Origin of the sequence: Paraburkholderia sp. BR10936 (genome assembly GCF_040965735.1) — a bacterium.
In the GTDB taxonomy this organism is placed as follows: domain Bacteria; phylum Pseudomonadota; class Gammaproteobacteria; order Burkholderiales; family Burkholderiaceae; genus Paraburkholderia; species Paraburkholderia nodosa_A.
In genome coordinates, this window is sequence record NZ_JBFRCM010000007.1 from 204,638 (window position 1) to 224,259 (window position 19,622).

General features: G+C 63.8%; 15 protein-coding genes and 1 pseudogene. 6 read left to right on the top strand and 10 right to left on the bottom strand.

The window, feature by feature from the left end; genetic code table 11:
* Positions 1–25: 25 nt before the first annotated feature.
* From AB4Y36_RS17425 to AB4Y36_RS17440, 4 genes are all read right to left on the bottom strand, one after another.
* The gene (locus AB4Y36_RS17425; RefSeq protein ID WP_342948317.1) at positions 26–1,327 is read right to left on the bottom strand and encodes an MFS transporter; all 1,302 of its coding nucleotides are present in this window, start codon (positions 1,325–1,327) and stop codon (positions 26–28) included.
* 48 nt (positions 1,328–1,375) lie between these two features.
* On the bottom strand, positions 1,376–2,113 hold the full coding sequence (locus AB4Y36_RS17430) for an SDR family NAD(P)-dependent oxidoreductase (RefSeq protein ID WP_069262354.1): 738 nt from the start codon (positions 2,111–2,113) through the stop codon (positions 1,376–1,378).
* Entirely contained in the window at positions 2,110–2,631 is a 522-nt protein-coding gene (locus AB4Y36_RS17435) for a 2,4'-dihydroxyacetophenone dioxygenase family protein (protein ID WP_069262353.1), read from the bottom strand. Before AB4Y36_RS17435 ends, AB4Y36_RS17430 begins: the two co-directional genes overlap by 4 nt.
* A 116-nt stretch (positions 2,632–2,747) precedes the next feature.
* Positions 2,748–3,683, bottom strand: coding sequence for a LysR family transcriptional regulator (locus tag AB4Y36_RS17440; protein WP_368683675.1), 936 nt, complete (start codon positions 3,681–3,683; stop codon positions 2,748–2,750).
* A gap of 174 nt (positions 3,684–3,857) precedes the next feature.
* Here AB4Y36_RS17440 and AB4Y36_RS17445 point away from each other — a divergent pair, with 174 nt between their 5' ends.
* A complete protein-coding gene (locus AB4Y36_RS17445) occupies positions 3,858–4,997 on the top strand; it encodes an iron-containing alcohol dehydrogenase (RefSeq protein ID WP_368683676.1) in 1,140 nt (379 codons plus the stop codon).
* Between the two features lie 14 nt (positions 4,998–5,011).
* On the opposite strand, the pseudogene dkgB reads toward AB4Y36_RS17445, so the two are convergent.
* Positions 5,012–5,817, bottom strand: a pseudogene (gene dkgB / locus AB4Y36_RS17450) (2,5-didehydrogluconate reductase DkgB).
* Positions 5,818–6,039: 222 nt separating this feature from the next.
* Positions 6,040–6,954, bottom strand: coding sequence for a LysR family transcriptional regulator (locus AB4Y36_RS17455; protein WP_368683677.1), 915 nt, complete (start codon positions 6,952–6,954; stop codon positions 6,040–6,042).
* A 117-nt stretch (positions 6,955–7,071) separates the two neighbouring features.
* Between AB4Y36_RS17455 and AB4Y36_RS17460 the strand changes: the two genes are divergently transcribed.
* Positions 7,072–7,824, top strand: a complete 753-nt coding sequence (locus AB4Y36_RS17460) for an SDR family oxidoreductase (protein ID WP_342948313.1) — start codon at positions 7,072–7,074, stop codon at positions 7,822–7,824.
* Positions 7,825–7,864: 40 nt separating this feature from the next.
* Entirely contained in the window at positions 7,865–8,770 is a 906-nt protein-coding gene (locus tag AB4Y36_RS17465; protein ID WP_069262445.1) for an SDR family oxidoreductase, read from the top strand.
* 29 nt (positions 8,771–8,799) lie between these two features.
* Here the strand turns inward: AB4Y36_RS17465 and AB4Y36_RS17470 are convergent, their stop codons facing one another.
* The 3 genes from AB4Y36_RS17470 to AB4Y36_RS17480 all read right to left on the bottom strand — a co-directional run bounded on the left by AB4Y36_RS17470 (position 8,800) and on the right by AB4Y36_RS17480 (position 13,997).
* A complete protein-coding gene (locus tag AB4Y36_RS17470) occupies positions 8,800–11,547 on the bottom strand; it encodes an EAL domain-containing protein (protein WP_368683678.1) in 2,748 nt (915 codons plus the stop codon).
* A gap of 8 nt (positions 11,548–11,555) precedes the next feature.
* Positions 11,556–12,338, bottom strand: coding sequence for an ABC transporter substrate-binding protein (locus AB4Y36_RS17475; protein WP_069262347.1), 783 nt, complete (start codon positions 12,336–12,338; stop codon positions 11,556–11,558).
* Positions 12,339–12,644: 306 nt separating this feature from the next.
* Positions 12,645–13,997 carry an MFS transporter gene (locus tag AB4Y36_RS17480; protein ID WP_368683679.1) on the bottom strand — a complete coding sequence of 451 codons (1,353 nt, stop codon included), beginning with the start codon at positions 13,995–13,997 and terminating at the stop codon, positions 12,645–12,647.
* 323 nt (positions 13,998–14,320) lie between these two features.
* Here AB4Y36_RS17480 and AB4Y36_RS17485 point away from each other — a divergent pair, with 323 nt between their 5' ends.
* From AB4Y36_RS17485 to AB4Y36_RS17495, 3 genes are read left to right on the top strand one after another with little or no spacing between them, the layout of a single operon-like run.
* Positions 14,321–16,105 carry an IlvD/Edd family dehydratase gene (locus AB4Y36_RS17485; protein ID WP_342948370.1) on the top strand — a complete coding sequence of 595 codons (1,785 nt, stop codon included), beginning with the start codon at positions 14,321–14,323 and terminating at the stop codon, positions 16,103–16,105.
* Positions 16,106–16,128: 23 nt separating this feature from the next.
* On the top strand, positions 16,129–17,307 hold the full coding sequence (locus AB4Y36_RS17490; protein ID WP_368604705.1) for a fumarylacetoacetate hydrolase family protein: 1,179 nt from the start codon (positions 16,129–16,131) through the stop codon (positions 17,305–17,307).
* A gap of 23 nt (positions 17,308–17,330) precedes the next feature.
* Positions 17,331–18,773 (top strand): aldehyde dehydrogenase family protein, encoded by a 1,443-nt coding sequence (locus AB4Y36_RS17495; RefSeq protein WP_342948309.1) that lies wholly within the window; start codon positions 17,331–17,333, stop codon positions 18,771–18,773.
* Positions 18,774–18,816: 43 nt separating this feature from the next.
* Here the strand turns inward: AB4Y36_RS17495 and AB4Y36_RS17500 are convergent, their stop codons facing one another.
* Complete coding sequence (locus tag AB4Y36_RS17500; RefSeq protein ID WP_368604703.1) at positions 18,817–19,512, bottom strand: phosphatase PAP2 family protein; 696 nt, start codon at positions 19,510–19,512, stop codon at positions 18,817–18,819.
* Between the last annotated feature and the right edge of the window lie 110 nt (positions 19,513–19,622).

A 19,622-nucleotide genomic window follows, 5' to 3' on the forward strand; every position in this document is an offset into this window, starting at 1 on the left:
TGCGTAGTGCGAGTGAACAGATGAATCAGGTGGGTTGGGTCGCTGCCGTCCGGCGCTCGTTTTCAGGCACGACTTCCCTGACGACGAAGAGATAGACGAACGCGGCGGCGAACGCCACCGCTGCGCTGATGAGCAGGGCGTTCACGAACGAATGCGTCTGGTCGACCACGATGCCGGTGATGACCGGCGCAAACGAGCCGCCGAAATAGCCGCCGAAGTTCTGCATGCTGCCGAGCGACGCCACGAGATGGCGCGGGGCCGCCACGCTCACGAGCGCCCAGGCCGCGCCGCTCGACATGTTCACGAAGAACATCGCGACGGAAACATAGGTAATGGCGAGCGCGGTGCTCGGCGTGTAGGCGGCCGGCACGGTGAAGGCCGCCGCGCCGATCAGCCCGACGCACAGCGGCCACTTGCGGCTGCGGATCGGCGCCATGCCGCGCTTGAGCAGGTAATCGGAAATAAAGCCGCTGCTGGCCATGCCGATCGTGCCGAACACATAGGGAATGGCGACGAGCCAGCCCGTATGCGCGATGGAGATATGGCGCTCCTTCTCCAGATAGCCGGGCAGCCAGGTGAGATAGAGCCACACCATGTAGATCACGCCCATGAAGCCGAAGATCATGCCCCACGTGTTGCGCTGCTTGAGCAGCATGCCCCATTCGGCGAAGCTCAGCGCGCTCTTCTTCGGTGCTTCGGTCGCGCCGTCTTCGAGCCATGCCGTTTCTTCGGACGTGAGCACGACCTGATCGCGGTTGCGATAGACCACATACCAGCCGACCGAGACGAGCACACCCAGCACACCCATGATGATGAACATCGGACGCCAGCCGAACGAGAGCATCAGCGCGGTGAGCAGTGGCGGCGCGATCATCGGCGCGATGGTCGAGGAGGAGACGAACGTGCCGGTTGGCGCGCCGCGTTCGCGCACGGCGAACCATTCGTGAATGACCTTGGCGCCCGCCGGAAAGAGCGGCGCTTCGGCGATGCCCAGCACCACGCGCGCCGCCAGAAAATGATTGAGCGTTTGAATGAAGCCCCCCGTGACCTGCGCGAGCGACCACACCAGCATGCCGAGCCCGAGCATCACGCGCGAGCCGAAACGGTCGAGCATCGCGCCCACCGGCAATTGCGCGAACGCATAGGCGAGCGAGAACGCCGAAAGCAGCAAGCCCATTTGCGACGCGTTCAGATGCAGTTCCTCCGCCACCGAATGGTTGGCGATGGAAAGCGTGCTGCGGTCCAGATAGTTCACGATGCCCGCTATCGTCAGAAAGGCGATGGCGATCGTCTGGGTGCGTTTGAGCCGTTGCGATTTTTTGATCATGGGTCGTCTCCTTTTGGCTGTTGTCGTGTGGGTGTCTTTGGGCGTGTATCAGTACGTGGCGCGGCCGCCGGAAAGATCGAATATCGCGCCGGTGCTGAACGTACAGGAATCCGAACAAAGCCATAGCGCGAGATCGGCGACTTCATCCACGGTGCCGAGCCGCCCGAGCGGACTCTTGTCGATCATCGTCTGCACGTGGGCGGGCGCCATCTGCGCGAGCAGCGGTGTTTCTACGGCAGCGGGCGCAATGCCGTTGACGAGAATGCCCGTTCGCGCGAGTTCCTTGCCGAGCGATTTGGTGAGCGCGATTACACCGGCCTTCGCCGCGCTGTAGGCGGACGCGTTCGGCGTGCCCTCCTTGCCCGCGAGCGATGCCACATTGACGATGCGCCCCGAACCGGCGCGGCGCATGGCGGGCACGACGAAGCGGCAAACGTGATAGGTGCCCACCAGATTGACGTCGACGATGCGTTGCCATTCGGCGGGATCGTAGGCGTCGAGCGGCACGGTCGAACCGGCGAAACCCGCGTTGTTCACGAGGTAGTCGATGCGCCCGAATTCGGCGAGCGTCGCTGCCAGCGCCGCTTCGATCGTCTCCGGGCGCGTGACGTCGGCTTCGATGTGACGGGGCGCGTCCTGCGTATCCAGCGGGCCGGGCACGCGGTCCCAGTTGACCGTGCGCGCCCCGCCGCGCGCGAACGCATTGCAGATCGCGCGGCCGATGCCGCCCGCCGCGCCGGTCACGACGGCCACGCGCCCCGCGAAATCGTACTGGGCGCGGGTCATCGGATGAACTGATCCACGTAATCCTCGCCAAGACCCACCGCCGCGTAATGCTTGCGGCACATGTCGATCTTCGTGAACACGTCCTCATAGCCCGTGTAGTTGCCCCACGGATCGCAATAGAACATGACGCCGTTGACCTGGAAGTAGGTGATCATTTCTTCGACGTCTTCCGGTACGTAGAGCGTATGCGTTTCGCCGGGCGGCTCGAACACGTAGCTGCCTTCGGTCGCTTCCCAGTCGTGCTCCAGATAGCGCCAGCGGCCCTTGAGCACCATGCCGTGAACGGCCTGCGGATGCCGATGCCTGCTCAGGACACCTGATTTACGCACGCGCAGCAAATTCATCCAGTAGCCCTGTGCCGTGTTCAGGCACAGCGGACGGAACCATACGTTCTCGGCCTGGGGTACCCACACGCGCTCGTCGGTGGGAATGGCGTGGGGAATGACGATTTCCTGCTGCGCTTCCTTGGGGAACGGAAGCTGATACGGCGTCATGGGGGAATAGGGCTTGTCCGTCATCAATTGCTCTCGTTATGTCCATAATATGGACGATAAGTCCACGATATGGTTCATTGTGCGGGAGGGATTTGATTCAGGTCAATGCCAGGGTTTCCCCGGGCCGGCTGTCGCGCGCTTCAGAATTCAATGCCTTGCTTGTCGCACAGTGTTTCAATGAGCAGCCGCGCCGCGGGGGTGAGCGGCGCACCCTGGCGCGTGACCAGTTCATACGGTTCGCTGCGGGAAGCGAGGCGCAGCGGCAGGATGCAGGCCATCTCCTGGCTCGCGAAGAACTGCGCAACGTCGATCGACACCAGCGCGACGAACGAGGGATTGCCTTGCAGCAGCGCCAGCGTGGCGAACGCGGAGGTCGTTTCGAGCAGATGCGTGGGAAAGCGCAGTTCGGCCTCGCGAAACTCGCGTTCGAGCAACAGCCGCATGGGCATGTTGGCGCGGTAGACCACCCAGCGATACTTCTCCGTGTCCTTGAGGGTGAGCTTCTTCGCGCGGTGCAGCGGATGCCGCACGTTGGCGATCACGGCGAGCGTTTCGTCCTGCAGCTTGAGGCTCTCGTAGAGATGCGGCGTCTGGCTGACCGTGGTGCGGCAGATCGCGAGATCGAGCCGGCCCGCATCGATCTGGCTCAGCAGCGCAGCACTCGTGTCTTCGACGATTTCAACCGACATTTCCGGATGCGCCGCGATCAGCGTGGAAATCGCGTCGGTCAGCAGCGGCACCGCGCCCATGATGACCCCCACCGCTACGCGTCCGCCACGCCCGCGCGAGAGTCCGACAAGCTCCTCGCGCAAATGCGTGAGATCGGTGTGGATCAAGCGCGCGTAGCGGATCGCGCAGTGACCGGCCTCGGTGGGCTCGAGACCTCGATTGGTGCGATTGAAGAGCGCGGTGCCAAAGGTCGTTTCGATCTCCTGCAATGCCTTGCTGGCGCCGGGCTGCGTGAGTGAGACCTGTTGGGCGGCCTTCAGCAGCGAGCCGTGATCGCCCAGGGCGATCAACAGCCGAAGTTGCTTCACATGGAGGCGGGAGATGATCGAGTTGAGCGACGGGGTCATGGGGTTGAGGAAAAGTTATAGCTGTATCAAATCTTCTCAATTACCGCGTATAAGGTGTCTCCCTATACTGGCCCAAAACAATAGCACTATGCGGCCGAAATGCGGTAATTGCATTGCCGTTGTCAGCGTTTGCCGCCGCAACGGCCAAATTCACTATAACTGAAGCTCAATCCTATGTCCCTCATCAACTACGTCACGCAAATCCAGTTCGATTTCGGCGCCATTCATTTGCTGCGGAACGAATGCGAACGTGTGGGCATCAGCCGGCCATTGATCGTCACGGACAAGGGCGTACGCGCGGCGGGGATCGTCGATAGGGTGCTGGGCGCGCTGGCAGGCGTTGCGCCAGCAACGATCTACGACGGTACCCCGCCCAATCCGAGCGAAGCGGCCGTGCGTGAGGCCGTGGCGGCCTATCTCGCGGGGGAGTGCAACGGCATCGTCGCCGTTGGCGGTGGCTCCGCCATTGACCTCGCCAAAGGCGTCGCCGTTTGCGCGACGCACGAAGGACCGCTGCAGCGCTTCGCGGTGATCGAAGGCGGCGCGGTGAACATCACGGCGAAGACGGCCCCGGTGATCGCCGTGCCGACGACCGCGGGCACCGGCAGCGAAGTGGGGCGTGGCGCCATTCTGATTCTCGACGACGGTCGCAAGGTCGGTGTGATCTCCCCGTACGTGGTGCCGCGCGTGGCGATTTGCGATCCGGAACTCACGCTGGGCTTGCCGCCCGGTTTGACGGCGGCGACGGGCATGGATGCGATCGCACATTGCATGGAGACTTTTCTCGCGCCCGCCTTCAATCCACCCGCGGACGGCATTGCGCTGGACGGCTTGTGGCGCGCGTGGCGTCATATCGAGCGCGCGACGCGCGATGGCGGCGACCGCGTGGCGCGGCTGAACATGATGAGCGCATCGATGCAGGGCGCGCTTGCGTTCCAGAAGGGTCTGGGTTGCGTGCACAGCCTGAGCCATTCGCTCGGCGGCATCAACCCGCGTTTGCATCACGGCACGCTGAACGCGATTTTCCTGCCGGCTGTGCTGCGGTTCAACGAGGCAGCGTCTTCGGTGCGCGAGGAAGGCAAGCTCGACCGCCTCGCGACGGCAATGGGGCTAGGCAGCGGCGCCGAAGTGGCGCCTGCCGTGCGTACGATGACCGAACGCCTCGGTTTGCCGACGGGCCTCGCGCAACTCGGTGTGAACGCCGGGCTGTTCCCCGAGATCATCAGGGGCGCGCTCAAGGATCACAGCCACAAGACCAATCCGCGCGAGGCCTCCGAAGACGATTACCGCGCCATGCTCGAATCGTCGATGTAAAGCGGCGCGGCGTTCTAGTCCCACTGCGGGGCGAGGCCCATAGGGCGCACTTCACGACCGTTGCGTTCGAGCGCGGCGATCTGCACCATGTCGTCATCGTGAGTTCCAGCGTTTGCGCGAGCAGGTTGCTGGTCAGGTTCTCGCGCTTCGTCGAAGAGGGAATGACGGAGTAGTTCAGGCGCAGTGCCCAGGCGGGCGCCACCTGCGCGGGCGTGGCGTGGCGCCGTTCGGCAATCGCGCCGACGACCGGATCGCCGAGCACCTTGCCGTAGGCGAGCGTCATGTACGACGTCACGTGAATGCCTTCCTGCTTCAGGAATTCAACGAGCTTGCGATTCTGCAGATAAGGGCTCAACTCGATCTGGTTGGTCGCGATGTTTTCCTTGCCGACCACTGCGACAGCCTGCTTCGTCAGCTCGATATTGAAATTGGAAATGCCGATCTGTCCGGTCAGCCCTTGCAATTTCGCCTCGGCCAGTGCGCGCATGAATTCTTCGAGCGGTACGCCGTTGTTGGGCGCGGGTCAATAAATCAGCGTGAGATCGACTGCGTCAGTGCGCAGCTTCTTCAGGCTCTCCTTCAGGCTCGGCACCAGCTTTTCACGCGCGTAGTTGTCGACCCAGATCTTGGTCGTGAGAAAGAGATTGTCGCGCGCGATGCCGGAAGCGGCGATCGCTTCGCCGACTTCGGCCTCGTTGCGGTAGATCTGCGCGGTATCGATGGCGCGGTAGCCGACTTCGAGGCCGTTACGCAGGGAGTCGATCACAGCCTGGCCTTGCAGGCGGAACGTGCCGAGGCCGAATGCGGGAATCTTGCGCATGTTGCTCTCCACCAAAAATGATTGGGTAACCTAATCGAAAATAGTGATTTAACGCGAGCGCCGGCTCATGACGATCCAGGACGAGGACGAGTGCAACGCCGCCAAGCGCGACGAACGCTGCAGCGTAGACCGAGGTCGCGGTCGAGCATGGCATCGTGCCTGGTGGGGCACCGGCTAGTTGGGCCACTTAGCCCGAAGCGTTCGCATGAGCGGAGTCCGGCGTTATCGCGGCTTCAACACTGTCGTCATATATTCCGTCGCGAATTCTGTGAATGCCTGCACGCGCAGCGGCAGCCGCCTTTGAACGGGATAGACGATTTGCGCGGCGAGTGGTTTCGCCTGCCATTTCGGCAAGAGGCGCACGAGGCGGCCCGATATCAGATCCTCCTCGATCAGCCATTCCGGCAACACGGCCAGGCCCAGCCCCATGCGCGCGGCCTCGCGCATGCTCGTCACCCCCTCCGAGATCATCACGGGCTCGATCTGCAACGTATACGTTGCCGCGCCCGAATACAGCGTGACATCTCTCGAACCGCCGAATTGCCGGCTCGAAAGTGCGATCCACGGTAAGGCCTGGAGACTTTCCGGTTTGCTGGCGAACTTGTGATCCTTGAGGAAGGCGGGCGAGGCAACCGGATAGCGGCGGATCTCGCCCAGCGAGCGCGCCACGACGCGATCGTCAGTGAGCACGCCAGCGACGATACCCGCGTCGCAGCCCTCTTCGATCATGTGCAGCGGGCGGTTCGAATAGGCCAGCTCCATTCTCACTGCCGGGTGCGCCTGGATAAAGCTGCTGATCATCCGGCTCACCACGGACTGGCCAAAGTCGATGGTGGAGAACACGCGGATATTGCCGCTCAGCGCGCTCTGGTCGCGCCGCATGCGCTGCGCGGACTCCTCGGCTAGCGCGAGCAGCGCCTGGGCGTCGGCAAGGAATTGGTGGCCGGTTTCGGTGAGGCTCATGCGGTGCGTGTCGCGCCGCAGCAGCGCCGCGCCGCATTGATCTTCGAGCGAACGCAACTGGCGGCTCAGCGTGGGCTGGCTCAGATTCAGCTTGCGGGCCGCCGCGGAGATGCTGCCGCTCTCCACGATGGCAACGAAGGCCTGCAGCAGGCCCAGGTCGTTGAATATGGTCATACGCCGGGAGCATAACCGATATTCTGGCTATGCGGCTACCGTGGAGCGTTGGCTGGCGGGAAGATGCACCCATCGCATCACGTTGCATCACCCACCCAACCGGAACGGAGAGTCACCATGAGCACGCAAGCCAACACCAGCAAAGTCGCGATCGTCACCGGCGCTTCCCGCGGGATCGGCGCATCGATCGCCAGACGCCTCGCGGGCGAAGGCATCGCAGTCGTCGTCAACTACGCCGGCCGCGCCGCAGACGCCAATGCGGTCGTGGAGGACATCAAGGCCGCGGGCGGTCGCGCCGCGGCGATTCAGGCAGACGTGGCCGTGCCCGCCCAGGTGGCCGCAATGTTCGACCAGGCCATTACGCTCTTCGGCGGCGTGGATATCGTGGTGAACAACGCGGGCATCATGCAGCCGGGCCTCGTCAATCTGGCCGATACCGATGACGCCCTGTTCGACCGGCTCGTCGCGATCAACCTCAAGGGCACCTTCAATACGCTGCGCATTGCCGCGAAGAAGCTGCGCCAGGGCGGCCGCATCGTCAACTTTTCGAGCAGCATACAGGCGCTCGCGCTGCCGGGCTACTCGGTGTACGCCGCCACCAAGGCTGCCGTGGAAGCGATGACCAACATCTTCGCCAAGGAACTGCGCGGCCGCAATATCACGGTGAATGCGGTCGCCCCCGGGCCTACCGCAACCGAACTGTTCCTCAAGGACAAGACGCCCGAGCAGATCGAACGCCTCGCAAAGATGCCGCCGCTCGAACGGCTCGGCCAGGCGGACGACATCGCCGAGGTGGTCTCGTTCCTTGTCGGCAACGGCGCAGGCTGGATCGACGGTCAAACGATCCGTGTGAACGGCGGCATTGTTTGATGTCCTGATCAAGCGTTTCATGACGAACAAGGAGCCCATCATGAAGAAGGTCATTGTCGTTACCGGCGCATCGAGCGGTTTTGGCCGCCTCGCTGCCGAAGCACTCGCGAGCGCCGGTCATACCGTCTACGCGTCCATGCGCGCGAGCGCCGGGCGCAACGCCCCGGTCGTCGCGCAGATGGCGGAATTTTCGCTGCACAAGGGCGTGGATCTGCGCACCGTCGAACTCGACGTGCAGTCACAGGCGTCCGTGGACGCGGGCATCGCCCGCGTAATTGCCACAAGCGGGCGTATCGATGTGATCGTCCACAACGCGGGCCACATGGCCTTCGGGCCGGCCGAAGCGTTCAGCCCGGAGCAGTATGCACACCTGTACGACATCAACGTGCTGGGCACGCAGCGGGTGAACCGCGCGGTGCTGCCGCACATGCGCGAGCGGCGGGAGGGCCTCGTGGTATGGGTGTCGAGCAGCAGTTCCGCGGGCGGCACGCCGCCTTATCTCGCGCCGTATTTTGCGGCGAAGGCCGCCATGGATGCGATTGCGGTGCAGTACGCACGCGAGCTTGCGCGCTGGGGCATCGAAACGTCGATCATCGTGCCGGGCGCCTTCACCTCGGGCACGAATCACTTTTCGCATGCGGGCAGCCCGGAAGACAAGGGCGTCGTCGCCGCCTATGAAGCCGGCCCCTATGCCGGGTTCGGCGAGCAGATCCAGGAGGCGTTTGCCGCCATCGTGCCGCCGCAAGCCGACGTGGGCCTCGTGGCCGAGGCGATCGTCGATGTGGTCGATGCCCCCTTCGGGAAGCGGCCCTTCCGGGTGCACGTGGACCCGACCCAGGATGGCGCGGACGTTGGCTTTGCCGTACTGGACCGCGTGCGGGCGGAGATGCTGCATCGCGTGGGCCTCTCCGACCTGCTCGTGCCGCGCGGGCACGGCGACGCGTGATGCCACCGGCGGCGGGCGGCGGGGCGCGCTTACTCCGTGAGGCACTCCGACGCCTCGAGCCCGCGCAATGCCGCTTCGAACTCCTCGACAGGAATCGGGCGGCAGAACAGATAGCCCTGATACGCGTAACACCCGGCCGAGGCGAGGAAGGCGCGCTGCTCTTCGGTCTCGACCCCTTCGGCGATCACGCCGAGGCCCAGGCTGTGCGCGAGCGCCACGATGGTGCGGGCGATCGCGGCGTCGTTCGGGTCGACGAGGACATCGCGCACGAAGGATCGATCGATCTTCAGTTGAGCGAGCGGCAGGCGCCTCAAATACGAAAGCGACGAATAGCCGATGCCGAAGTCGTCGAGCGCGAAGACGACGCCGTTCGCCTTGAGCGCCTCCATCTTCTCGATGATCTCCTGCACGTTGTCGACCAGCACGCTTTCGGTCAACTCGAGCTTGAGCCGGTCCGCTCTTGCGCCAGTCTGTTCGAGCATGGCCAGCACGCTTTGCACGAAGTCGGGCTGGTGCAGCTGCTGCGCGCTGACGTTGACCGCAATGGTCAGATGCTCCGTGTCGGGCTGCGTGGCCCAGCGCGCCAGCTGGGTGCAGGCCGCGCGCAGCACCCAGCCGCCCAGCTCGGCGATGAGCCCGGTTTCCTCGGCCACGGGAATGAAATCGGCCGGGTACACGAGCCCGCGCAGCGGATGACGCCAGCGTACCAGCGCCTCGACGCCGGTGACCCGGCCGCTGTCGATCTGCATCTGGTAGTGAAGCACGAACTCTTCGTTCTCGATGGCTTCGCGCAGTGCCGCTTCGAGCGCGGCACGTTCCACCACGACCGTCTGCATGTCGGGGTCGAAGAGGCGCACCGCGTTGCGTCCGCGTTCCTTGGACTTGTACATGGCGAGGTCGGCCTGCTTCATGAGGTCGTCTGTCGTCGCCTGGAAGCCCTTGAATACGGTTGCGCCGATGCTCGCCGTGCTGCGGTAGTCGATCTCGTCGAGTCGATAAGGATTCCCGAGCACGGCGAGAATCCGCTCGCCCAGGGCCTCGGCCTGGCGGGCCGCTTCGCAGGGAACGGGGTTCAGGTTCCCCACCACGACGACGAACTCGTCACCGCCCACGCGCGCCACCGTGTCGCCCGCGGGTATGCTCGCCGCCAGGCGTTTGGCCACTTCCTGCAGCAGCAGGTCGCCCTTGTCGTGACCCAGCGTATCGTTCAGCGTCTTGAAGTGATCCAGATCGATGAACAGCAGGGCGCCGCTCGTGCCGTTTCTTGCGCTGTCGGTCAGGGCGTCTTTCAGGTTGTCGAGCAGCAGCGTGCGATTGGGCAAGCCGGTGAGCGCGTCGTAGAAGGCCAGCTCCTTGATGCGCTGGTCGGCGATCTTGCGCTCGGTGATGTCGCGCCCGCTCGTGCGGAAACCGATGAAGTCGCCTTTCGAGTCGGTAATCGGCACCCACGAGGCACAGAGCCACATGAGCGAGCCGTCTTTGCGCACGCAGCGGAACTCCAGATTGTCGCCACGCGAGCCCAGTTGCGCGCCGCGGAACTCGGGCGCGACGTAGGAGGCATCGCCCGGATAGATCACGGTGCAGGCGAAGTCGCTCATGGCCATGCATTCGTCGACGGTATAGCCGATGTACTGCTCCACCGCCGAATTGATCCAGCGCGGCTTGCCTTCCGGCGACCACCAGATTTCCCAGTTGACCGTACAGTCCGCAATGGCGCGGAATTTTTCCTCGCTTTCGCGCAGTTCCTTCGTCATCGACGAGGCAAGACGTATCGCGCGGCTGCGGCCCGTCATCATGAGGCGCGTGAGCAGCGCGAGCAGCAGGCTCAGACCCGTTCCGGTGATCGCGATGAGCGTTGCCGCGTCGCGGCCGAAGCGCGCCTTGAAGCCGTCGCGCGCCATCAGCTTGAGCATCCAGTCGTGCCCGCAGACCACCAGATATTCGGTTGCCGAAAGATCGCTGGGCAGGTGAGGGGCGGGGGCGCCCGACGTTCTGTAGAGCAAGGCGTCCGGCGACGATTCCACGCCGTCGTAGATGGAGACCGAAAGGCCGGGCGGTTCCTCGCCGTAAAGGCTGGCAATGACGTCGTGCATGCGAAAGGACGCATAGACCCAGCCCACCAGCTGCGCCTGGCGTTCCGTGGCGTTTTCCGGCGCCGAGCCGCGTGCGTAGACGGGCATGTACATCACGAAGCCGGGGTCGGCGGCGGGATCGGTGTCGACCGAGAGGCGCACCTTTCCTGAAATGGTCGCCATGCCGGTGTCGCGCGCCTGCTCCATGGCGCGCCGGCGCACCGGGTCGGCCCAGGCGTCGAAACCGGGCGCCGCGCGGTTGGCGCCGATATACGGCTCGCGCTGGATGATGGGTGCGTAGTTCGCGCGCGGACCGTCGGGCTGGATCGAGTAGCCCGGCACGCCGCGCTGCTGCATGGCCGTGATATGTGCGGCCTTTTGCGTTTGCGGCACCCACGCGACGATGCCGATGGCCTGGATGCCGGAAAAGTTGGCGTCGAGAGTGAGTGTATTGACGTACGCCCGGAACGCGTCGCGATCGACCTCGCCGGTGGCGGCAAAGAGGCTCTGCACGCCGCGCAGCAACAGCTGGTAAGTGCCCATGCGCTGTTCGATGCGGCTCACGACGTCGCCGAGTGAGTAATCGAACTGCGTCAGCAGTTCGTGGCGAGCCGCTTCCCGCTCGTGGTTCCAGAGCGTCCAGGTCACGCCGAGCGCGGCGGCGAGAACCAGTAGCGGGAGCAGAACGAGGCGCGTCCGGGTCATGGCGGCGTCTAGAAGGGGACCATCGAATCGGCGAGGTCAGGCTTGAAATACTTCGTGAAGATGCGCCGCACCGTGCCGTCCGCGATCATTTCGTTGACGAGGGCGCGCCACTTGTCCCGCTCCTCGGGCGAAAGCGCCTTCTTCGACATGATGAGTCCATGCGGAATGGGTGGATCGTCGAACTCCACGATATTGGTCACGCTCCGAATCTTCGCTTCATCGATGGCGGGATAATCGAACGGCTCGATGATCATTCCCTGAATGCGGCCAAGGATCAGCGCCTGGTAAAGCGGCTCGAGGCCCCCGGCCTGACTCACGCGGTTTTCGGCCGAGAGCGAATCGACCAGCCGGTTGGCCGACTCGCTATAGCGGAAGCTGCGGATCACGCCGAGCTGAAACTTGTCGTTGTGCTCGAAATCGGCCAGTTGATGAATGCCTGAATCCTTGCGAACCAGCAGATAGTACTTGTTGCTGAAGTACCAGGCAAAATCCGCGTATTGATTGCGCTCTTCGTTGGCAATGCCCGACAGACTGAAATCGAGCGCGCCCGATTCGATGAGCTTCCAGATGCGTGCGCGCGACATCAGGCTCACGCGAATCTGGCAGCCGCTGCGCCGCGCGAGGGCGTCAGCGAAGTCCTTGTCGATTCCCGTGTCGGTGTCGACGGAGTAGAGCAGCCCGTGATCGTGTAAGGCGAGCGTAAATGAGCGCGAGCAGTCGGGGCCCGCGGCAACCGCGGTGCCAATGCAACCGAGCGCGAGCAGCAGGCCGCCAAGGCAGGTTCGAATCACAGCGTCTCCGTTGCGTGTCAATGGCCCGATAGCGGTGCACTGGGCGGAAAACAGACTTCACGTCTTATCGGCAGCGTGCTTCAATTCTTGAGACAATTCCAATTGTTTTTTTTGCACGCTTTTCGTGCGGGCGCTGGGGTGTTCAGGTGGGACGATTGCCCGTGCCCGCCAAAGCGCAGAGGCCAAAAAAAAGCGCCGGCGCAAGGCCGACGCAATTTTCAAAACGGGTTTGTGTAAGGAGGGCCCAGCCGGAAGGTGGTGGAAGGTGGCCCTCGCAACGGACGATCTAGCCGATTCGCATAACGTTCAGTTCTCTTCCACCGGGTCGCGGTTCAGCATGCTTTGCGGAATCGACAGAATCAGAACGCAACTCACGAGCAGACAGGCGCCCAGCGCATAGGTGCCGTTGTTGATGTCGCCGGTCAGGTCCTTCGCCACGCTGGTGATCATGGAACCCGTGAAGCCGGAGAGATTGCCGACCGAGTTGATGAGCGCAATACCGGCCGCCGCGGCCGTGCCGGAGAGAATCTGCCCCGGGAACGTCCAGTAAATCGGCATGAGCCCGAGGATCGCGCAGGTGGCGATCGTCAGGAATACGATCGAGAGCGGCACGTTGTGCGCGAAGAGTGCGCTCAGAATCAGGCCGACGCCGCCGATACAGGCCGGAATGGCCGCATGCAGGCGGCGCTCGCCCGTCTTGCGCGAGTGTGACGCATTCCAGATCATGGCGACGACGGCGCTGAGGTAGGGAATGGCGGTCAGCAAGCCGATGTTGAACGTGCTCTTCACACCGGAAGCCTTGATGATGGAAGGCAGCCAGAATGCCAGGCCATAGAAGCCGGTATTGAAGGTCAGCAGGATGAACGTCAGCAGCCAGACACGCGGGCTTTTCAGCGCTGCCACGGCGCTATGCGTTTTTTTCGCGCTTTCCTGTTCGAGATTCTTTTGCAGCACGGCTTTTTCGGCGGCGCTCAGCCATGTCGCCGACTGAATGCCGTCGCCCATGCGCAGCAGCACCACGAAGGCGACGAGAATCGAAGGAATGCCTTCGAGCAACAGCATCCACTGCCAGCCGCCCAGGCCCAACAGGCCATGCGTGTTTTCCATCAGCCAGCCCGAGATAATGCCGCCGAGCGTGAGGCTCACCGGAATGGCGATCAGGAACCCCGACATCGCGACGCTCTGGCGACGCGCCGGAAACCAGTAGTTCAGGTAAAGAATGATGCCGGGGAAAAATCCCGCTTCGCAGACGCCGAGCAGAAACCGCAGGATGTAGAACATCGTCGAGGTCTGCACGTGAAAGATACTCGCGAGCGGCGCGATAAAGGCGAGCGACGAAGACACGATGCCCCACGTCACCATGATGCGCGCGATCCAGAAACGCGCGCCATAGCGATGCAGGAGCAGATTGCTCGGCATCTCGAAGAGGAAGTATCCCCAGAAGAAAATGCTTGCGCCCACCGCATAGATGCTGTCGCTCAAACCGAGCGAATCGAGCATCTGCAGCTTGGCAAAGCCGACGTTTACGCGGTCGAGGTAGGCGACGACATAGCACAGAAGCAGAAGCGGCAAGATGCGCTTCAGTACCTTGCGGTACAGCCGTTCTTCGGCTTCGTTGACGGCGGCCGGCGAGTCCGCAATCTGGGTCAGGGTTGGCATGGGATGTGTCTCCTTTCACATATGCCTTTGAACGCTCCCGGTACTGGGGAGGCGATTCCACGAGCTTCGTGGTGTGCTTGCTGGATCTCTGCGCTGGCTGTGAACAGCGCATTGTTTGTTATCGGTAACACAGCGGGCGCTAAATTAGCATGAGACGAGGCGCTACGGCAAGTCGGTCGCGGGCGCCGAAGTCGGGAAAACGCGTGGTCTCACCTGGTGCACAGGGCGCTTGCAAAGTGCTAATATCCAGAAATGTTACCGATAACAAATGGCGCGGACCTGCGTGCCACATCGTCGAGACAAGGAACAAGCAAGTGAGTGATATGACCCAGCCCAACGCACGGCGCCTGCGCAGCCAGGAATGGTTCGACGACCCGGCCCATGCGGACATGACCGCGCTCTATGTCGAGCGCTTCATGAATTACGGTCTGACCCGGGAAGAACTGCAATCGGGCCGCCCCATCATCGGTATTGCGCAAACGGGGAGCGATCTCGCCCCGTGCAACCGTCACCATATCGAGCTGGCGGCCCGCACCAAGGCGGGCATTCGCGACGCGGGCGGCATCCCAATGGAATTTCCGGTCCATCCGCTCGCCGAGCAGAGCCGCCGGCCCACGGCGGCGCTCGACCGCAATCTGGCCTATCTGGGTCTCGTCGAAATTCTTCACGGTTTCCCGCTCGATGGCGTGGTGCTGACCACGGGCTGCGACAAGACCACGCCCGCGTGCCTGATGGCCGCGGCAACGGTCGACATGCCCGCCATCGTGCTGTCGGGCGGCCCAATGCTCGACGGCTGGCATAACGGCCAGCGCGTCGGGTCGGGCACGGTCATCTGGCATGCGCGCAATCTGCTGGCGGCAGGCGAGATCGACTACGAGGGCTTCATGGAGCTCACGACGGCCTCGTCGCCCTCCATCGGCCACTGCAACACGATGGGTACGGCGTTGTCGATGAACAGCCTCGCCGAAGCGCTGGGCATGTCGCTGCCCGGCTGCGCCAGCATTCCGGCCGCTTACCGCGAGCGAGGCCAGATGGCGTACGCAACCGGCAAGCGCATTGTCGACCTCGTGCGCTATGACATGCGGCCTTCGCGCATCATGACGAAAGAGGCGTTCGAGAATGCCATCGTCGTGGCCTCCGCGCTGGGTGCGTCGACCAACTGCCCGCCGCACCTCATCGCGATCGCGCGGCACATGGGCATCGAGCTGAGCCTCGAAGACTGGCAACGCGTCGGCGAACAGGTGCCGCTCATCGTGAACTGCATGCCGGCAGGCGAGTATCTGGGCGAGAGCTTCCACCGCGCGGGCGGCGTGCCCGGCGTGCTGCGCGAACTCGATCGCGCGGGTCTCGTGCATCGCGAATGCCTCACGGTATCGGGCCGCACCATCGGCGCCATCGCCGACGGCACGCCCGAGCCCGATCGCGAAGTCATCAGGACAACCGATGACCCGCTCAAGCACGGCGCAGGCTTCATGGTGCTCTCGGGCAACTTCTTCGACAGCGCGATCATGAAGATGTCGGTGGTCGGCGACGCCTTCCGGCAAACCTATCTGAGCGAGCCGGGTGCGGAAAACACCTTCGAGGCACGCGCCATCGTGTTCGACGGTCCAGAGGACTACCATGCACGCATCAACGACCCGTCGCTCGAAATCGACCAGCACTGCATTCTGGTGATTCGCGGCACCGGCACGGTCGGCTATCCCGGCAGCGCCGAAGTGGTGAACATGGCGCCGCCGGCGGAACTCGTGCGCCAGGGCATCACGTCACTGCCCACGCTGGGCGATGGCCGACAGAGCGGTACGTCGGCGAGCCCGTCGATCCTGAACATGTCGCCCGAGGCGGCAGTGGGCGGCGGCCTCGCGCTGCTGCAAACAGGCGACCGCATTCGTGTGGATCTGAACGCGCGCAGCGTGAACGTGCTGGTCGACGAAGCCGAGCTGGCGCGCCGCCGCGAAACTGCGCACTTCGAGGTGCCGCCTGCACAGACGCCCTGGCAGGAGCTTTACCGCAAGACGGTGGGGCAATTGTCCACGGGCGGATGCCTCGAACCCGCCACGCTTTATCTGAAAGTGATCGCCGAGCGCGGCAACCCGCGCCATTCGCATTAACCGGACACTCAACTGGACGCACCATGACCTCGAACACCCCCTCAAACTGGCTTCCCGGCGATGTCGGGCAGGCGCTGCTCGTTGGCCGCGTGTGGCGCAAGGCAGGCGAACATGAAGGCCCCTCCGTCGTGCTCGTGCGCAACGGCGAAGTCATCGATATCACGGCCAGCGCGCCGACCACCGCGGATCTGTTCGACCGCGAGGACCTCGCGCAATTCGCGCGCACCGTGAGCGGCGAATCGCTCGGCCCGGTGCAGAAGCTGATCGAAGCGAATTTGCCCGGCAGCGGGGAGCCAGCGCTGCGTCTGCTCGCGCCCAACGACGTGCAGGCCATCAAGGCCTGCGGTGTGACGTTCGCGGTGAGCCTGATCGAGCGCGTGATCGAAGAGCAGGCGGGCGGCGATCCCGCGAAAGCGCAGGAAGTGCGCGAAACCATCGCGGCCACGATCGGCACCGATCTCTCGAAGATCAAGCCGGGCTCGGACGAAGCGATGAAGCTAAAGGCGGAACTCGAGCGGCGCGGCGCGTGGTCCCAGTACATGGAAGTGGGCATCGGGCCCGACGCGGAAGTGTTTTCGAAGTCGCAGCCGATGTCGGCGGTAGGCTTTGGCGCGGCTGTCGGCTTGCTGGCCGCTTCGGTCTGGAACAACCCCGAGCCGGAAATCGTGCTGGCCGTGAACAGCCGCGGCGAGATTGTCGGCGCGACGCTCGGCAACGACGTCAATCTGCGCGACATCGAAGGCCGCTCGGCGCTGCTGCTCGGCAAGTGCAAGGACAATAACGCCTCGTGCGCGATCGGCCCGTTCGTGCGTCTGTTCGACCAGTCGTTCAGCCTCGACACGGTGCGCAAGACGAGCGTCGCGCTACGCGTGGAGGGCACGGACGACGACTTCGTCCTGGAAGGCATCAGCCACATGAGCGAAATCAGCCGCGACCCGGCCGACCTCGTGGCGCAGACGTGGGGCCCGCATCACCAGTATCCCGACGGCTTCATGCTCTTTCTCGGCACCATGTTCTCGCCGATCAAGGATCGCGACACGCAAGGCGGCGGCTTTACGCACCACCTTGGCGACAAGGTCACCATTTCCGCGCCGGAACTCGGCGCGCTGATCAACACCGTGCAATTGAGCACGGCTCTCGCGCCGTGGACCTTCGGCGTGCGCGCGCTCTATCGCAATCTGGCTGCGCGCGGATTGCTGTGAGCCACTGAATCGGGAAACGCGACATGAACCAGTTCGACAATTACATCGGCGGCCAGTGGGTGCGCGGCGCTACGGCATCCACCAACATCAATCCCTCCAATCTCGACGACGCGATCGGCGAGTTCGCGCAGGCAGACGACGCGCAGACGCGCGACGCCATCGCCGCCGCGCGCAAGGCCTTTGCGCAATGGTCGCTCTCCACGCCGCAGCAACGCTTCGATCTGCTCGACCAGGTGGGCAGTGTCATTCTCGCGCGCAAGGCCGAGTTGGGCCGCGTGCTGGCGCGCGAAGAGGGCAAGACGCTGCCCGAGGCCATCGGCGAGGTGGGCCGCGCGGCGCAGATCTTCAAGTTCTTCGCCGGCGAGGCGCTGCGCCTTGGCGGCGAGATCGTGCCTTCGGTGCGGCCCGGCATGACCGTCGAGGTGACGCGCGAGCCGATCGGCGTGATCGGGCTCATTACGCCCTGGAACTTTCCGATCGCCATTCCCGCCTGGAAGATCGCGCCCGCGCTGGCCTATGGCAACACGGTCGTCATCAAGCCTGCCGACCTCGTGCCGGCCAGCACGTGGGAGCTCGTGAAGATCATTGCGGAAGCGGGCGCGCCGGCCGGCGTGATCAACCTCGTGATGGGGCGCGGCTCGGTGGTGGGCGAGGCGATCGTCAGCTCGCCCGATGTCGATGCCGTGAGTTTCACCGGCTCGGTCCCGACGGGCCGCGCGATCGGCGCGAAGTGTTTTGCAACGGGCAAGAAGTTCCAGCTGGAAATGGGCGGCAAGAATCCCATGGTCGTGCTCGACGACGCCAATCTCGACGTCGCCGTGGACGCCTGCATCAACGGCGCATTCTTCTCGACGGGGCAGCGCTGCACGGCGTCGAGCCGCCTCATCGTGACCGAAGGCATTCACGACCGTTTCATCGAAGCGATGAAGGCGCGCATGAAAACGCTGAAGACGGGCGACGCGCTGGCGGACGGCACGCATATCGGGCCGGTGGTGGACGACAAGCAGCTTCAGCAGGACGAGCGCTACATTGCGATCGCGCGTGAAGAGGGCGGCGAGGTGTACGGCGGCGAGCGCGTGGAAGGCGCCACGCGCGGCTACTTCCTTGCCCCCGCGCTGATCACCGGCACGACATCGCAAATGCGCATCAACCGCGAAGAAGTGTTCGGCCCCGTCGCCTCGGTCATCAAGGTGAAGGACTATCACGAGGCGCTCGCCGTGGCGAACGACACGGAGTTCGGTCTGTCGGCCGGCATCTGCACGACTTCGCTCAGTCATGCCAACCATTTCCGCCGCCATGTGCAGGCCGGCATGGTGATGGTGAACACGGCGACGGCGGGCGTGGACTATCACGTGCCGTTCGGCGGCCGCAAGGGTTCGAGCTACGGCCCGCGCGAGCAGGGCAGCTACGCTCGCGAGTTTTACACCACGGTCAAGACGGCGTACGTCAATCCGGGCGCAGTGTGACGCCGCGCGGGCGGCGTACGGAAGACGCCGCCCGCGCCGGTTTTCAGATCATGCCGTGCACCACGGAGTGGGCGAGCCGCAGCAGATCGTCGAATTGCGTGACCAGTTCGAAACACACGAGAAATGTGAATGCGGCAGCCGCCCCGGGAAAGCGCACCATCAGGCGCAGAGCGGGCTCGGCGGTCCGCTTCCTGACTGCGTCGCGCGTCATCAGCCAGGTAATCACCACGCCGATTGCGGCGCCCGCGATCAAATCCGTGGGGTAGTGATAGCCCAGATACGCACGCGGCAGGCAGATAACGAGTACCACGTATAACATCACCAGCGCGCCGACCACACGCCATACCAGCAAGATCCCCATCGCAATCGCCACCCACAGCATGGCGTGATCGCTCGGGAACGAACTGAAGTCGGTGAGCCCGGCCGCCCGCAGCGACGACGAGGCGAAATGCAGATGCAGATCGGGATTGAATAGCGGCCGTTGGCGGAACGGCAGTAAACGCGCGAGGAGGCGTCCCACGGCGAGCGCGATCAGGCCGCTCGTCACCGTGGCGATCATCATCTCGCGCCGCCACTCGCGCCGCTCGTTCGGCTGAAACCAGATCCACCAGATGAGCGGGATGAGGAAATACCCCTTGAACGTATAGAGTCCCACCATCACCCGGATCGCATGATTGAGCAGTGGCGGCAGATCGACTTGGGTGAGGGCTCCCAGAATGACGGTATCGAAGCTGTTCATTTATTGTGGGCCATTCCGCTGACTTATTTACGAATGAGCAAGGCGGCCGGAAACGGAGGTCTCCGGCCGCCTTGGGGCCCGATGTTTCAGGCGCTAGCCATCGTAAGTTT

What these genes read in the sequence shown, in the direction of transcription:
- AB4Y36_RS17425 (WP_342948317.1), bottom strand. Translation starts at nt 1,327, where the DNA reads ATGATCAAAAAATCGCAACGGCTCAAACGCACCCAGACGATCGCCATC.
- AB4Y36_RS17430 (WP_069262354.1), bottom strand. Translation starts at nt 2,113, where the DNA reads ATGACCCGCGCCCAGTACGATTTCGCGGGGCGCGTGGCCGTCGTGACC.
- AB4Y36_RS17435 (WP_069262353.1), bottom strand. Translation starts at nt 2,631, where the DNA reads ATGACGGACAAGCCCTATTCCCCCATGACGCCGTATCAGCTTCCGTTC.
- AB4Y36_RS17440 (WP_368683675.1), bottom strand. Translation starts at nt 3,683, where the DNA reads ATGACCCCGTCGCTCAACTCGATCATCTCCCGCCTCCATGTGAAGCAA.
- AB4Y36_RS17445 (WP_368683676.1), top strand. Translation starts at nt 3,858, where the DNA reads ATGTCCCTCATCAACTACGTCACGCAAATCCAGTTCGATTTCGGCGCC.
- AB4Y36_RS17455 (WP_368683677.1), bottom strand. Translation starts at nt 6,954, where the DNA reads ATGACCATATTCAACGACCTGGGCCTGCTGCAGGCCTTCGTTGCCATC.
- AB4Y36_RS17460 (WP_342948313.1), top strand. Translation starts at nt 7,072, where the DNA reads ATGAGCACGCAAGCCAACACCAGCAAAGTCGCGATCGTCACCGGCGCT.
- AB4Y36_RS17465 (WP_069262445.1), top strand. Translation starts at nt 7,865, where the DNA reads ATGAAGAAGGTCATTGTCGTTACCGGCGCATCGAGCGGTTTTGGCCGC.
- AB4Y36_RS17470 (WP_368683678.1), bottom strand. Translation starts at nt 11,547, where the DNA reads ATGACCCGGACGCGCCTCGTTCTGCTCCCGCTACTGGTTCTCGCCGCC.
- AB4Y36_RS17480 (WP_368683679.1), bottom strand. Translation starts at nt 13,997, where the DNA reads ATGCCAACCCTGACCCAGATTGCGGACTCGCCGGCCGCCGTCAACGAA.
- AB4Y36_RS17485 (WP_342948370.1), top strand. Translation starts at nt 14,321, where the DNA reads ATGACCCAGCCCAACGCACGGCGCCTGCGCAGCCAGGAATGGTTCGAC.
- AB4Y36_RS17490 (WP_368604705.1), top strand. Translation starts at nt 16,129, where the DNA reads ATGACCTCGAACACCCCCTCAAACTGGCTTCCCGGCGATGTCGGGCAG.
- AB4Y36_RS17495 (WP_342948309.1), top strand. Translation starts at nt 17,331, where the DNA reads ATGAACCAGTTCGACAATTACATCGGCGGCCAGTGGGTGCGCGGCGCT.
- AB4Y36_RS17500 (WP_368604703.1), bottom strand. Translation starts at nt 19,512, where the DNA reads ATGAACAGCTTCGATACCGTCATTCTGGGAGCCCTCACCCAAGTCGAT.